15 protein-coding genes and 2 pseudogenes are annotated in these 12239 nt (G+C 57.7%); 6 read left to right on the top strand and 11 right to left on the bottom strand.

Features of this window, described 5'->3' with window-relative positions; genetic code table 11:
- Positions 1 to 68: 68 nt before the first annotated feature.
- The 10 genes from LPU83_RS32230 to LPU83_RS72915 form a co-directional block, all read right to left on the bottom strand.
- Positions 69 to 722, bottom strand: a complete 654-nt coding sequence (locus LPU83_RS32230; protein WP_024318806.1) for a hypothetical protein — start codon at positions 720 to 722, stop codon at positions 69 to 71.
- Entirely contained in the window at positions 722 to 1168 is a 447-nt protein-coding gene (locus LPU83_RS32220) for a RusA family crossover junction endodeoxyribonuclease (protein WP_024318807.1), read from the bottom strand. The genes LPU83_RS32230 and LPU83_RS32220 overlap by 1 nt, the downstream gene beginning before the upstream one ends.
- 113 nt (positions 1169 to 1281) lie before the next feature.
- Positions 1282 to 2391 carry a nucleotidyl transferase AbiEii/AbiGii toxin family protein gene (locus LPU83_RS32215; protein WP_024318808.1) on the bottom strand — a complete coding sequence of 370 codons (1110 nt, stop codon included), beginning with the start codon at positions 2389 to 2391 and terminating at the stop codon, positions 1282 to 1284.
- Positions 2372 to 3112: a DUF6088 family protein gene (locus tag LPU83_RS32210; protein WP_024318809.1), complete on the bottom strand. Its 741-nt coding sequence runs from the start codon at positions 3110 to 3112 to the stop codon at positions 2372 to 2374. The genes LPU83_RS32215 and LPU83_RS32210 overlap by 20 nt, the downstream gene beginning before the upstream one ends.
- A gap of 107 nt (positions 3113 to 3219) precedes the next feature.
- Positions 3220 to 4719 carry a hypothetical protein gene (locus LPU83_RS32155; RefSeq protein ID WP_024318810.1) on the bottom strand — a complete coding sequence of 500 codons (1500 nt, stop codon included), beginning with the start codon at positions 4717 to 4719 and terminating at the stop codon, positions 3220 to 3222.
- A 323-nt stretch (positions 4720 to 5042) separates the two neighbouring features.
- Entirely contained in the window at positions 5043 to 5309 is a 267-nt protein-coding gene (locus tag LPU83_RS32145) for a hypothetical protein (RefSeq protein WP_024318811.1), read from the bottom strand.
- Between the two features lie 2 nt (positions 5310 to 5311).
- Positions 5312 to 5560 carry a hypothetical protein gene (locus LPU83_RS32140; protein WP_024318812.1) on the bottom strand — a complete coding sequence of 83 codons (249 nt, stop codon included), beginning with the start codon at positions 5558 to 5560 and terminating at the stop codon, positions 5312 to 5314.
- A gap of 16 nt (positions 5561 to 5576) precedes the next feature.
- Positions 5577 to 5822: a hypothetical protein gene (locus LPU83_RS31685; RefSeq protein WP_024318813.1), complete on the bottom strand. Its 246-nt coding sequence runs from the start codon at positions 5820 to 5822 to the stop codon at positions 5577 to 5579.
- An 81-nt stretch (positions 5823 to 5903) separates the two neighbouring features.
- Positions 5904 to 6680 carry an exodeoxyribonuclease III gene (gene xth, locus LPU83_RS31615; RefSeq protein WP_024318814.1) on the bottom strand — a complete coding sequence of 259 codons (777 nt, stop codon included), beginning with the start codon at positions 6678 to 6680 and terminating at the stop codon, positions 5904 to 5906.
- A gap of 11 nt (positions 6681 to 6691) precedes the next feature.
- Complete coding sequence (locus LPU83_RS72915; protein WP_112158088.1) at positions 6692 to 6868, bottom strand: hypothetical protein; 177 nt, start codon at positions 6866 to 6868, stop codon at positions 6692 to 6694.
- Positions 6869 to 7066: 198 nt separating this feature from the next.
- Between LPU83_RS72915 and ku (LPU83_RS31585) the strand changes: the two are divergent.
- The 6 genes and pseudogenes from ku (LPU83_RS31585) (at position 7067) to LPU83_RS30715 (ending at position 11112) form a co-directional block, all read left to right on the top strand.
- Positions 7067 to 7966: pseudogene (gene ku, locus LPU83_RS31585) on the top strand (non-homologous end joining protein Ku).
- A 12-nt stretch (positions 7967 to 7978) separates the two neighbouring features.
- Positions 7979 to 8789, top strand: a pseudogene (gene ku, locus LPU83_RS31260) (non-homologous end joining protein Ku).
- The gene (gene ligD / locus LPU83_RS31050; protein ID WP_024318815.1) at positions 8786 to 9817 is read left to right on the top strand and encodes a non-homologous end-joining DNA ligase; all 1032 of its coding nucleotides are present in this window, start codon (positions 8786 to 8788) and stop codon (positions 9815 to 9817) included. Before ku (LPU83_RS31260) ends, ligD (LPU83_RS31050) begins: the two are co-directional and overlap by 4 nt.
- Positions 9818 to 9978: 161 nt before the next feature.
- A complete protein-coding gene (locus tag LPU83_RS30940) occupies positions 9979 to 10455 on the top strand; it encodes an Hsp20 family protein (protein WP_024318816.1) in 477 nt (158 codons plus the stop codon).
- 71 nt (positions 10456 to 10526) lie between these two features.
- Positions 10527 to 10826: a DUF982 domain-containing protein gene (locus tag LPU83_RS30840; protein WP_024318817.1), complete on the top strand. Its 300-nt coding sequence runs from the start codon at positions 10527 to 10529 to the stop codon at positions 10824 to 10826.
- Positions 10827 to 10836: 10 nt separating this feature from the next.
- Positions 10837 to 11112: a hypothetical protein gene (locus LPU83_RS30715; RefSeq protein ID WP_024318818.1), complete on the top strand. Its 276-nt coding sequence runs from the start codon at positions 10837 to 10839 to the stop codon at positions 11110 to 11112.
- Between the two features lie 11 nt (positions 11113 to 11123).
- Here LPU83_RS30715 and ligD (LPU83_RS30700) read toward each other — a convergent pair.
- A partial coding sequence (gene ligD / locus LPU83_RS30700; protein ID WP_157997302.1) for a DNA ligase D occupies positions 11124 to 12239 on the bottom strand: 1116 nt, incomplete at its 5' end.

Raw genomic sequence — 12239 nt, 5'->3', positions numbered from 1 at the left:
CAGTTTGATCGGAGATCTCTTAACGATCGATCCCGATGCGGGCTGCCGAGATCGCCAGCAAAAACCATCTAATCTTCCGACAAGGCTTCGTCCAAGGCCTTGAAGATAGCCTTCATGTCCTCGTCGGACGGCTCCGTTTGAATATCACCATGGACGATACGGTTTCGCAAGGCTATCAAAGGTCTTAGCTGGCGCTCGGTCTCTGGAGTGAGATATCCTAGCATCGCCAATGTCTCAACAACCGTCCCCGGAGCACGGGGGCGCTTGCCTTCTTCACTCTGAAGTCGATGAAGCGCAGCCTCCAGAAGAAACCAGCCGAGTGCGAAGGCGACACGGCGATGGCCCTGCTGTGCCAGTAAACGGGCTTCGTCCAGTTGCGCGCGGATCGCTTCTGCGGATGCAGCCGGAATGACAACGGTCGCTTGAGGGTCGTTCCCTCCGTAGGTGATAACAAACTGCCATCCTGGCTGCCCTTCAACGAGCCGGCGAATCTCATTCAGCGATCGTTCGGCGGCGGAGTTCGAGCGTTGCCTAACCTCGATAATGACGTTGACACCTGGTTTGCGCGCGATCGCATCAGGACGATACGAGCCAAGGAATGCGGGAACATCGTCGCGTCCCGGGTGTGCAAAGAAGACGAACCCTTGCTCTTCATACTGAGATTTCAGCTTTTCGAGCGCCTGCCGCTCGAACTCGACCGCGGATTGAGCATTCAGGTTCATCAAAGTCTCCTCCAACTTAAATCGTTGGCGACATGAACATAAACGACTGGCGTTGGACCGTCCGTCCCGCTTGTCGTATCCAAAGCAATTGTAAGCTGTTCACTCGGGGTCGCAAACTCCCAGTCGACAGACGGTTCAAATTTTTGCACGGTCACCCTCTCGACAGCCTTATCATCTGTATAAACAACCCCGATCAAAGCATCCATGATCGGCTTGACAATATTGTCGACGTCCCCGCCCATCGCCGCGGTCGGAAAGTAGTAGATGGTGAGAGCAAGCGGTTCTGGCTCCAAATAGGCCCACTCGACAGTTTCTTCGACCCGGAGTCTTGCGGCCTCCGCGACTGCACTTTTCCAGCGCTCCTTTGATGTGGATTTAGCCTGGAGGGAAATCGGCGTTCCCATAAGATGAAATTCAAAGGGTAAAAGGACGTCTTCGTTTTCCAAACTGCCTCCCGTTCCCGGCGAGTGACCACCTTCATTAACCCACACGCGAGCTTAGCCAGATGGCGGTCACGACGCGAGCTCTGTTGAACGATGTATAGCTTTAGCATTGCTTTTTAAACCAAGGGGTTGTCCGCGATAGTGTTGAGAAGCGTTTCCAGCTCCTGAATGCTTGTCATGACCGACGCAAAATCAGGTGGCGTTTCAAATATCATGGCAGACATTCTTTCGTAGTCGGCTCCCAGTTTCTTACGCATCTCGGGGGTGGGCACCAGCCGAAAACTTCCTGGGACCGCTCGATCATATCGATGATCCGGTGCGCGAAACATCAGCTCTTTATGCCGGCGGCAAGCCTCCGCAAGGTCAAGCATCGATGCAGTGGCCCTGCCGTAGCCGGGATTCGTCCAAATTTGATGAACATCGTAATAGTGGCGCGAGTATCGATTGAGATCTGGAACTTTCAGCTCAGGACTATCCTGCATTCTTCGTTTTTCCGTCATCTCCGTCATCGCGTGAAGGATCAGAACTTTTTCCCAAAAAGTGCGCTCCGGCTTGACCGTGGTGACATTCCCGACCGTCAGGTCAGTGCCCTTTCTCATCTCCGAGGCAACGTATGGAATGATCTCTCGCTTCTCGGCCGGAACCGGATCCGGGCGTGCCCCGCCTTCGATACGCACTGCCGCCTCGACATAACCGCCGCTCGTGTCGAAGACGCTTCTGTATCCCAGAACCAGTACGTCGAGCGCCTCTTTTCTCCGGTAAAGATCGTACCCGAAGTCGAGCGAGAAATGTCCCTTTTGTCCGATCTGTTCCTCGACTGCTGCGATTTCCTCATCGAGCAAATGCTTGAGGGGCTTGGACATGTAATGCCGTGCTGCCTCGTCCACCTGCTCGGCCAGGGCCTTCTGCTGCTGATTGACCGAGGGGAGCGCTGCGATATCGGCTTCGAGCGGAACTTTTAGATCAGCCTTGTAGATCCCGATGTCGATGTCCTCGGAAAAACGCTGGATCAGGCCATATGCTTTGCTAAGGCTGGTACCGCCCTTAAAATAAAGACCGATGGCATCGTCCCTCCGCCGGTTAAACAGGAAGTCAAGCCCCCAACAGACATAGAGATCCTTCTCGATATTCTCGGCCCGCGTCTCCAGGTCGGACGCCGCGGCGGAGAATAGTGCTCTCCGCTCGTCAGCGCTTGAGCGAAGGACTTCAATGAAGCTCTGGCGCATGTTCATCCTTTCCGTCGTGGCCTGTTGGAGTGTCTTCATCCACCGGGGGCCGCGGGTCGCGTGTTATCGTTTCTATCGCCTGGTACATCCAGGCAGGGATGGCGTTGATGTTTTCGCGCAGATCTTCGACAATCGGCTGCCTGTGCGGGCTTCGTGCCAGGTAACGGACGATACCATCGACAACCGTCTCCAGATTGGACCGCTCATCGCGAAACCAGTGGAGGGCCTGGATCACTCGCATTGCCGGTCGGCCTGCCCAGAAAGCGGTCTTTGCCGAAATTCGCTTGAAGTCCAGAATATAGATGACCGGTTTTGTGGCCTGCGTGTCACCCGCATTGGCCGCGATTTCGATGGTTCGGGGATAGGTATCTGCATAGATCGTGGACCGGGCCGGAACTGCCGTCGTCAGGCCAAGATCGTTGGCAGCCGTCATGCCGTCGACGCACACACGAAGCTTGTCGCGCCGTGCGATCGCATCGATGAATGAGGCGCGGGGCGGAAACACCATCTTCCCGGTCAACTGGCTGATACCCGGCTTGTCATAGAGACCACGATGAGGGCGTCGGATGTCACCGCGATTGGTCAGCCGCTGCAGCGCCTTTTCGACAGCGGTCGGTGTTGCGATATCCAGGAAATCGGCGCGCGACCACACGCCCGAAGGCGCCGCGCCGGCAATCCTTTGGTGAATGCGTTCGAGAGTGTCCGATGTGGGATCCGGCATAGCTGACCTACCTTCTGACCGAAGATTATATACAAACTTTGGTCACTGGCAACCGATTTGATCATACTGACCAATTCTTATACCTAAATATTGGTCAGTATGATTATTCAGGCTTTCATGTAGTGCTTTTGAAAAGCAGTGGTCAGGCCCTTGTCATTCGTCTGCTTGCACATGGCAAGGATAGCCGGAGCGAGTTTCAAGCCGAGCGTATATCGGCTCGATTTGACCGTTTTCTTTGCGACGTCGAAAATTTCTAGTGCCTCCGCAGACAGCGATCCCGTCGCCCAGAACTCAAAGTGGACCTTCAGGTTTTTCCAATCCGGATGGTTTTTGATGGCACTGAAAGCCGTCGGCACGTTGTGCTGTAACCATCGCTTGAATTCACTGTCCGGGATTTCGCCATAGGGACTGTAGCCTTTGCACTCGAAAAGGTGAATTGATGCATTGCCATTGATCGCTACGACATCCACCTCAGCCTGTTTCTTGTTCGCATCATCCTTGAAGATGCGGTTCATCTTGATGTCCCAGGAGATAGTTTTACGGACTATGTCGGCTGCGAGGTATTCGAACAACGTGCCGCGCAGTTGCGAGGACGCGCCTTCGATCTTACCAAGCCTGCTGAAAAGTTCGTCGAACCTCGCCGGGTCGATGGCAGATGTTGCAGCTTGGCGCAGAACGCTGGTCAGTTCCTTAAGTCCAGCGGCGATTTCATCACCAAACAGATTTCCCGGTGTCGCCGCTATGATCCCGTTCTGCTTGGCAAGCATGAACGCGTCATGCGAATAGGAATCGGCGACGAACATCTGGATGGTCGGCCCGACGTTACGGAGTGCACGCAGCGAATGGCATTTTTGAAGAAACGGCCGAATCCCTCCGACGCCGACCTCTTCGCCAAGAAGAATATCGCAGGCAAGAAACCCTGGCTTTTGTTTGCCGTCGTCACCTTTCGTCAGAAAGCTCAGATAAGATGGCGCCGTTAGATCCCACGCAAACGTGCCCACCCTTGGCAGTGTCTCGCCGTCACGTGTGGACACCTTTTCGTAACTGACGAGACCGAGCTTCCTGCTCCAATCACTGATGGCCTTGAGCAGTACGGACTCGGTAATTAGCCTCGCTCGGACATCTTGCGCCAAGAATTCGTAACGGCCCTCGTATTGGCTGAACACGATGCATTCACCAATGCCGCTGACAAGAACCTTGTCCAGAAGTTGCGCCTGCTTTAGTCGATTGAAGATCGTATCAGGTGACAAATGCCGTGCCTGCATCATCGGAGCACCACAGGCGATCGCAAAGTGCTTCACGGGAATAAGCCCGCCACGTTGCAAGATCGACTCGATCGCCAATCCATATGCCGACCGTGTTCTGATCAGCGACTCGACGAGTTTCTCCCAATATTGTGGCGAGCCGTACTGCTGCTGCAGATAGATGAAGCGGGCCTTTCGGGGGAAGGTGATATACGCGAGACGCTTGACTGCGGTTCGTGTTCTCGAGACCCGTTGCCTAGCAGCATCCGGTTTCAAACCGTGGTCGTCGATCAGGAATTGTGCCACGTCGCTTGTAAGCGAGGGGCCAAATGCCGACAAATAATCCAAAACCGCATCACTCATAGGGAAAATCTCGCTGTCACACAGCGCTATTAATAACTTACGTACATGGAGGCGAGAACCGCTTTTTTGTGGTGTCGGCTATCCAATTGAATTGATAAGGGAATCTAGCCTTCTTAGTGAGCGCTTTCTTCCGTCGGTGTCACAGTCGGCGAAAATTATGGATGAAAGCGGCCCTATTGCTCTATCGATGATGGCACCATCACCGTCTGACGCGGCTACTTTGATCCGGCCAGTTTACACTCGCGGTCTGACAATGTAGCAGGATCGGCAAGGCATCGGGAGAGCATGCCTTGCCGACGGGATGCAATGCCGGAGCACGCAGATTATTGAAGCAGCTGCGTCTTGATCGCCTGTCCGACAATGGTCAACTGCAGCACCGGTTCGCCGCGGATGAAGCTCTCCTCGACCAGCTCCATCTTTTCCAGCCGCTCGACAAGCTTCTCCGACAGCCGCTTGTCACCCACGAGCCAACCGCCGCCCACTTTCCTCTGTCGCCGAAAGAAGGCAATTGCTCGAAGTGCTTCTTCTTGCGTTCGGGTCAAACTGCGCAATGTCTCCGCGGCGACCGGAGGGTCTGCCATATTGTGCATGGTCACGACCCTCCGCCGCTATCTGATGGATTATCTGCTGCCGGCCAATCGTTGGAAGGTTCTTCTATCGGTTCATCCGTCGGATCAGGGTCACGATCATAGGCGAGCTGTCGCTTTGCCAGAACGTCCTGCAGCGTCTCTATGACACGCGTTGTTCCATGCCCCTCGCGTGCGAAGCGGTCGATGATTTCCGCAACGGCATCATCCAGCTGTTGAAACAGTCGTTCAGGACTTTGAGTTCTATCGGTCATGGACAAAATCTCCTGATCAGCCGCCGATCCGACGCTGCTGCCAATCCTTATATGGCGCCAGAAGCTGACCGGGGAACCGTTCCTCTATGGCCGTCTCCACCATGGCGATCTGGGCGAATACATCGCTGTCATCGCGATTTTTGGGAGCAATGCTCTCGCTTGCCTCTTCAAGCTCTTGCATCAGTCCGAACACTTCCTCATCCGTCATCGCCCCTAAGCGATCTGAGAACTCCACGGTATCGAATTCTTGTTGAGCGGGCATCACGACACTCCTTTGTTTCGCAGCCGGCTACCTCCGAAGATGACGAGCGAGGTAACCGCACCACCGTTTCCTTGAGATGTGCTATCCGTCGTCCAGTTCAATCCAGACCGGGGCATGGTCGCTGGTGTGCTCCCAGCCCCGCGCGAACTTATCGACACCGCAGGTCTGCAGTCTTTCCCTCAGCGATGGGCTCAGCAGGAAATGGTCGATGCGCAGCCCGGCGTCGCGGGCGAAGGAGTTCCGGAAATACTTCCAGAACGTATAGATCCGCTCTTCTGGATGCAGCAGCCGAATGGCGTCCGTCCAGCCCATGGCGATGAGTTCGGCATAGGCCGCGCGAACCTCAGGTCGAAAGAGGGCGTCATCCCGCCAGCGCTCCGGCTTGTAGACATCGAGATCGGTCGGCATCACATTAAAGTCGCCGACGAGAGCTACGGGCACCTCGAGCTCGAACAGGTCAGCGGCGTAGGATTGAAGACGCTTGAACCAGCGGAGTTTGTAATCGAACTTCGGCCCAGGTGCTGGATTGCCGTTCGGAAGATACAGGCAACCAATGACGGTGCCATCGATGGCAGCCTCGATGTAACGGCTGTGACTGTCGTCAGGATCGCCAGGCAAGCCGCGTCGCGTCTTTCGCGGCTCCTGATCCTTGGCAAGGATCGCCACGCCATTCCAGGATTTCTGACCGTGCCAGATGGCGCCGTAACCCGCACGCTCGATCTCGCGGCGCGGAAACTTCTGGTCCGGCGCCTTTAGCTCCTGCAGGCACACCACATCAGGTTTCGCCTCGTCGAGCCAACGGAGCAGGACCTCAAGCCGACCGTTGATGCCATTGACGTTATAGGTGGCGAGCTTCACCGGCGTTTCCGTCAGTGCTTGCGATCACCCTTGTCGCCCTGACCCGGCTTCGCATCATGCTTCGCGTCGTGGCGGGCATCGGCCGACAGCGATCGCGAGACGTCGACGCTCTCCTTGAACTTGCCGTCCTTGTCCCGACGGACATAACGCTTGTCGGTTCCCGTATCGATCAGTTCGCGCTTGCTCATGGCAGGACTCCTTTAAGGTTGCTCCACAAAGAAACGCGCGCGGCCCCGAAAAGATGCACCGGAATCAAGAGTCTAGTGCAGACTCGCAAAACGAGCAGCGTAGTCGGCCTAAGCCCTTGAAAAATGATTCGTTTCGACTCGGAACAATTACATGCCGATTCACTTGAATCGCATTGGTTGTGTCAGGAGTACTGCGTCATGGTTGCCCCGAGAGCGAATTGGAAAGGTTTCATCAAATTCGGAGAGGTCGCTTGCCCGGTGGCACTCTACACCGCGGCATCATCCTCGGAACGGATCGCTTTCAACACGCTGAACCGCAAGACCGGCAATCGGGTGAAGCGCGAGTTTGTTGACAGCGAGACCGGCGATCCGGTCGAACGTGACGATCAGGTGAAGGGCTACGAGATCGAGAATGGTCAGTAAATCGTACTTGAGCCTGACGAAGTGGCGGCTGCCGTGCCCGACAGCGACAAGACGCTGAAAATCGACGCCTTCATTCCCTGCAATGAGATCGACGACGTCTATTTCGACAAGCCGTACTACCTGGCGCCCGACAAAATGGGGACGGATGCCTTCGTGCTGCTGCGCGACGGCATGAAGGAAGCGAAAGTCGCGGCCATTGCTCACACGGTCCTCTTCCGCCGTGTCCGCACCGTGCTCATCCGGCCGCACGGCAAAGGGCTAATCGCCACCACCCTTAACTTCGACTACGAGGTTCGCTCCTCCGAGGAGGCGTTCGAGGAACTGCCCGATCTGAAGATCGAAGGCGAGATGCTGGAGCTAGCCGAGCATATCATCGGCACCAAGAAGGGCAGCTTCGACGCCAGCACGTTCGACGATCGTTATGAGGCGGCCGTCGCCGAGCTGGTGAAGGCCAAGCTCGAGGGGAGGGCGCTTCCCAAGAAGAAGGCGCCGGCGGCATCGAAACCTAGCGATCTTCTGCAGGCACTCAGAGAGAGCGCCGGCTTAGGTGGGAAGAAGGCCGAGCCGAAGCGAACGGCTGGCAACGCCAACAAGGGCACGCGCCGCCAGAAGGCCGCCAAGCCCGCCGCGGCCAAATCAAAGTCGGCGGCGTCCCCGACTCGCCGCGCCGGTTGATCGGAGGATATCGTGGCTATCCGTCCCTATTGGAAAGGCTATCTCAAGCTCTCGCTCGTCACTTGCCCGGTGCAGATGATGCCGGCGACCTCCGAGAGCGAGAAGGTTCGCTTTCACACGCTGAACCGCGAAACCCAGAACCGCGTTGTCAGCCACTATGTCGATTCCGTCACCGGCAAGGAGGTCAAGGACGAAGACGAGGTCAAAGGCTACCAGCGTGGCGAGAACGAATACATCATGCTGGAGGACGAAGAGCTGGAAAACGTAGCGCTCGAAAGCACCAAGACAATCGACATTTCGACCTTCACGCCGCGCGACAGTGTGGAATGGATTTTGGCTCGACACACCCTATTATCTGTCGCCCAACGATCCGGTCGGACAGGAAGCCTTCTCCGTCATCCGCGACGCGATGGAGGCCCAGGACATGGTCGGTATCTCGCGGCTGGTGATCTCGCGCCGGGAACGCGCCGTCATGCTGGAGCCACGCGGAAAGGGTATTGTCCTTTGGACCTTGCGCTACGGGGATGAAGTCCGTGACGAGGATACCTATTTCGCAGGCATCGACGACGAGACGGCGGATTCCGACATGATGCCTTTGGTGCAGCAGCTGATCAAGAAGCAGACGAAGCATTGGGATGCGAAGATGGTGATCGACCCTGTGCAGGACCGGCTGCTCGATATCATCGCCGCCAAGAAGAAGGCGATGAAGAAGCCGGCGAAAGCCAAGCAGCCAGCACCGGGGAAAGCTGCGCCAAGCAACGTCATCAATATCATGGATGCCCTGAAGAAGTCGGTCGCGGCAGAAAGCCGGTCAAGCAAGTGAGAAGACCCGCCAAACCACTGCTACAAGATGACAGCTTTACCGCAAAATCGCAGCCGCGCCGAAAGCGCGACCCGGCTCAACCGAATCTTCCGTTCGATCCAATGCCAGACCGGGTCGAGCCGTGCCTGGCGCTCCTGAAGGCTACGCCGCCGACCGGCCCTGACTGGGCCTATGAAATCAAATGGGACGGATACCGTCTGGCGATCCACATCGAGCCGAGGGACGTGCGGATCATTACACGCGGAGGCCATGACTGGACGCATCGCTTCCCGACGATTGCTGAGGCCGTCAGAAACCTGGGCGTTTCGACAGCCATCCTCGACGGCGAGGCCGTGGTTCTGAACAGCGAGGGACGCTCGGACTTTGGAGCCTTGCAGCGTTCGCTCGGCGGGCGCGGCGGTAAGCGTGTTTCGACGGAATCCGTCTTGTTCGCCTTCGATCTTCTTTACTTCGATGGCCACGATCTGACCCGGACCGAGCTTTCGGTCCGTCGCCATCTGCTTGAGGATCTGCTCGGGGGCGCGGTCGGTGCCACACAGTTGTCCGAGGAGGTGGCGGGTGACGGCGCCGAACTTCTGGAAAACGCCCGCTCGCTTGGGTTGGAAGGTATCATCGCCAAACACCGGGACAGTCCATACCGATCCGGCCGGACCGGCGACTGGCTGAAGATCAAATGCATTCAGAGTGAAAGCTTCATGATCGTCGGCTACCAGCAGTCGACGGTTGCCCGCGGTGGGATTGGCAGTCTGCTGCTCGCCGCCCGGCGCGGATACGATTGGGTATACGTCGGCGCCGTTGGCACGGGCTTCAAGGAAAAGGATGCGGCCTACCTGAAGAAGACGCTCGACACGCTAAAGACGCGGACTCCGGTCGTTCCGCTCAAGGGCAAGAATTACGTCTTCGCGCAGCCGACGCTGATTGCCGAGATCGAATTCCGCGGCTGGACCGACGACGGCAATCTGCGGCACGCATCTTACAAAGGCCTTCGGGAAATTCAGGATAATGCTGCGGTTTACGCGCTGGATTGAGTGTGACCCAGCACTGGCCAGTTTTTTCTGGCAGCACTCTTGAATCAAAACATGCCAAAAACCAAATCGATTGCCGCCAGCTGCTGAGGACAGGGCTGGACTTGCTGGGAGCGCCGCTTTCGGCGCTTCCGTACCCATGTTGCTTCAAGGAGGATATGGCTATGGCAACATCTTACGACTATGCACCCCTCTTCCGCTCGACCGTCGGCTTTGACCGGGTCTTCATTCTTCTCGAAAATGCCCAGCGCGCCCGCTCGATCAGCGACTGGCCGCCCTATGACATCGCCAAGACCGGTGACGACAGCTACCGGATCTCGATTGCGGTGGCGGGCTTTGCCCAGGATGACCTCGACGTCACCTTCCAGTCCAACCTTCTGATCGTCACGGGCAAGAAGCAGGAGACCGCCAATGACGGCTACCTGCATCGCGGCATTGCCGGTCGGCCCTTTGAGCATCGGTTCGAGCTTGCCGATCATGTCAGGGTGAATGGCGCGGATCTGAGCAATGGTCTGCTGTCGATCGATCTCGTTCGTGAGATCCCGGAGGCCTTGAAGCCGCGGAAGATCGACATCCAGACCAACCCGGCCCTCGCGCAGTCGACCGCCCCGGTGCAGATCGAAGCACAGAAGGCCGCGTAACCGAGACTTTGGAGAGGGGCGCCGCGCGCAGCGGCGCCTGTTAAACATTCCGGGTTGGGAAGGAGAGAGCCATGAAACCCGATATGTTCAGACAACCTGTTACCATCCTCGTCGGGCTTGGCTTCCCGGCTGAGGTCCGGAGCGTCATGGATGCCTACCGGCATCTCGTCGAATGGCCCGCGTTGCAACGTGATAACGCGCACTCGGTCGCGCTAAAGGCCTGTAGTGCGGCACTGCGCGGCGAGATCGAAGCGGAGACCGCGCGCGGCCTGTTCGCCGCCTTCGCTGAGAAGTACGATCTGCTGGCGCCGGAAACCAATGTGATCGCCGCCTCCCGTCGCCGGCATGACAAAGATCCGCACGTTCGCTAAGAAGGCCGACATGCACGAGATTTTGCAGCAGGCGGCAAGCAGTGCCGCTGCGATGGGTCCGACGATCCTGCTACAGGGCATGCAGATTGAGCGGCCGCTTGACGTGGTGAAAGCGACCGCACTCTCCGCAGACGACAAACGGGCCATCCTGGCGGCATGGGCCTCGGACTTCTACGCGGTCGACTCGAAGCCGGCGTTCCGCCATATTCCCGGAACGCCGGAGCCGGTTTTCGTCGATGAGGTTCAGGCTGCCCTCAGAGAACTTGATCAGCGCTACGGCTTCTGATCTCTGGCTTCTTATGCGGCCTGTTTCATCGACTTCGCCAGCCGCTTGATGGCCTGCTCCAGCGAACGCTGTCCATCGCAATAATCCTGCCAGGCCGTCGTCTTCGCCAGCAACGCCGGCACGGTGCGGATCGTGAAGCGCTTCGGATCGAGATCCGTCTTTACCTGGCTCCAGGTGAGTGGCATCGATACTGGCGCGCCCGGTCGCGCGCGTGGCGACAACGGCGCGACCGCCGTCGCCATCCGGTCATTGCGCAGGTAGTCGAGGAAGATGCGGCCGTTTCGCTGGTTCTTCGCCATCTTGATCAGATAGAACTCAGGGTTCTCGCGTGCCATCTGCAGGCAGACATCGTGCGCGAAGCCTTTGGCCTCCGACCAGGCCAGCTTCTTGCCCTTTGCTGCCGCCAGCGGCGTGACGACGTGCAGGCCTTTGCCACCGGTGGTCTTGCAGAAACTGACGAGGCCGAGTTCTTCAAGCCGGTCGCGCATTTCCCGAGCGGCTTCGACGACGGTTGAGAACGGGACATCCGGACCGGGATCAAGGTCGAAGACAAGACGGCCTGGCACCTCAGGCTGGCCCGCTTCGCAATTCCACGGATGCAGTTCGACGCCGCCGATCTGGGCGATGGCGGCAAGGCCCTCCACCCGATCGATCTGCAGATAGGGTTTCTTGTCGCCGAATACCTTGACCAGTTCGAGCAGGTTCGAGGTTCCCGGCATCGCATGTCGCTGGAAGAACTGTTCGCCGTCGATGCCATCAGGCGTTCGGATGATCGAGCATGGCCGTCCCTTGATATGGTCGATCAGCCATGAACCAACGGCTTCGTGATAACGGGCCAGATCTTCCTTGGTCACCGGCTCTCCGTCATTGGCATCGGGCCAGAGCGGCTTGTCCGGGCTGGAGATCATCACGCCCATCACCTCGGCCTTGGCGTTCTTGCCGCGCGACGGTCTCGATGGCTTTGTCACGGCCGGCGTCGGCGTGTCGGTCTTAGCCGGCGACGCCGGCTTTTCCGCCTCGACTTCGGCTGCAGGCTTGTCTTCGCGCAAACCCTTGAACGCCGCCTGACGCACCAGTCCGTCCGCTGTCCAGCCGGCGAACTGGATCTCGGCGACCAGTTCGGGTTT

The organism is Rhizobium favelukesii (genome assembly GCF_000577275.2).
In the GTDB taxonomy this organism is placed as follows: domain Bacteria; phylum Pseudomonadota; class Alphaproteobacteria; order Rhizobiales; family Rhizobiaceae; genus Rhizobium; species Rhizobium favelukesii.
This window is presented reverse-complemented; position numbering and strand designations above follow the sequence as displayed.

Bases quoted from the DNA above. Each gene is read 5' to 3' on its own strand.
- LPU83_RS30840 (WP_024318817.1), top strand. From the start codon at position 10,527: ATGAAACCCGATATGTTCAGACAACCTGTTACCATCCTCGTCGGGCTT.
- LPU83_RS72915 (WP_112158088.1), bottom strand. From the start codon at position 6,868: ATGAGCAAGCGCGAACTGATCGATACGGGAACCGACAAGCGTTATGTC.
- LPU83_RS32145 (WP_024318811.1), bottom strand. From the start codon at position 5,309: ATGCACAATATGGCAGACCCTCCGGTCGCCGCGGAGACATTGCGCAGT.
- LPU83_RS31685 (WP_024318813.1), bottom strand. From the start codon at position 5,822: ATGCCCGCTCAACAAGAATTCGATACCGTGGAGTTCTCAGATCGCTTA.
- LPU83_RS32230 (WP_024318806.1), bottom strand. From the start codon at position 722: ATGAACCTGAATGCTCAATCCGCGGTCGAGTTCGAGCGGCAGGCGCTC.
- LPU83_RS32210 (WP_024318809.1), bottom strand. From the start codon at position 3,112: ATGCCGGATCCCACATCGGACACTCTCGAACGCATTCACCAAAGGATT.
- LPU83_RS30940 (WP_024318816.1), top strand. From the start codon at position 9,979: ATGGCAACATCTTACGACTATGCACCCCTCTTCCGCTCGACCGTCGGC.
- LPU83_RS32155 (WP_024318810.1), bottom strand. From the start codon at position 4,719: ATGAGTGATGCGGTTTTGGATTATTTGTCGGCATTTGGCCCCTCGCTT.
- LPU83_RS30715 (WP_024318818.1), top strand. From the start codon at position 10,837: ATGCACGAGATTTTGCAGCAGGCGGCAAGCAGTGCCGCTGCGATGGGT.
- LPU83_RS32140 (WP_024318812.1), bottom strand. From the start codon at position 5,560: ATGACCGATAGAACTCAAAGTCCTGAACGACTGTTTCAACAGCTGGAT.
- LPU83_RS32215 (WP_024318808.1), bottom strand. From the start codon at position 2,391: ATGCGCCAGAGCTTCATTGAAGTCCTTCGCTCAAGCGCTGACGAGCGG.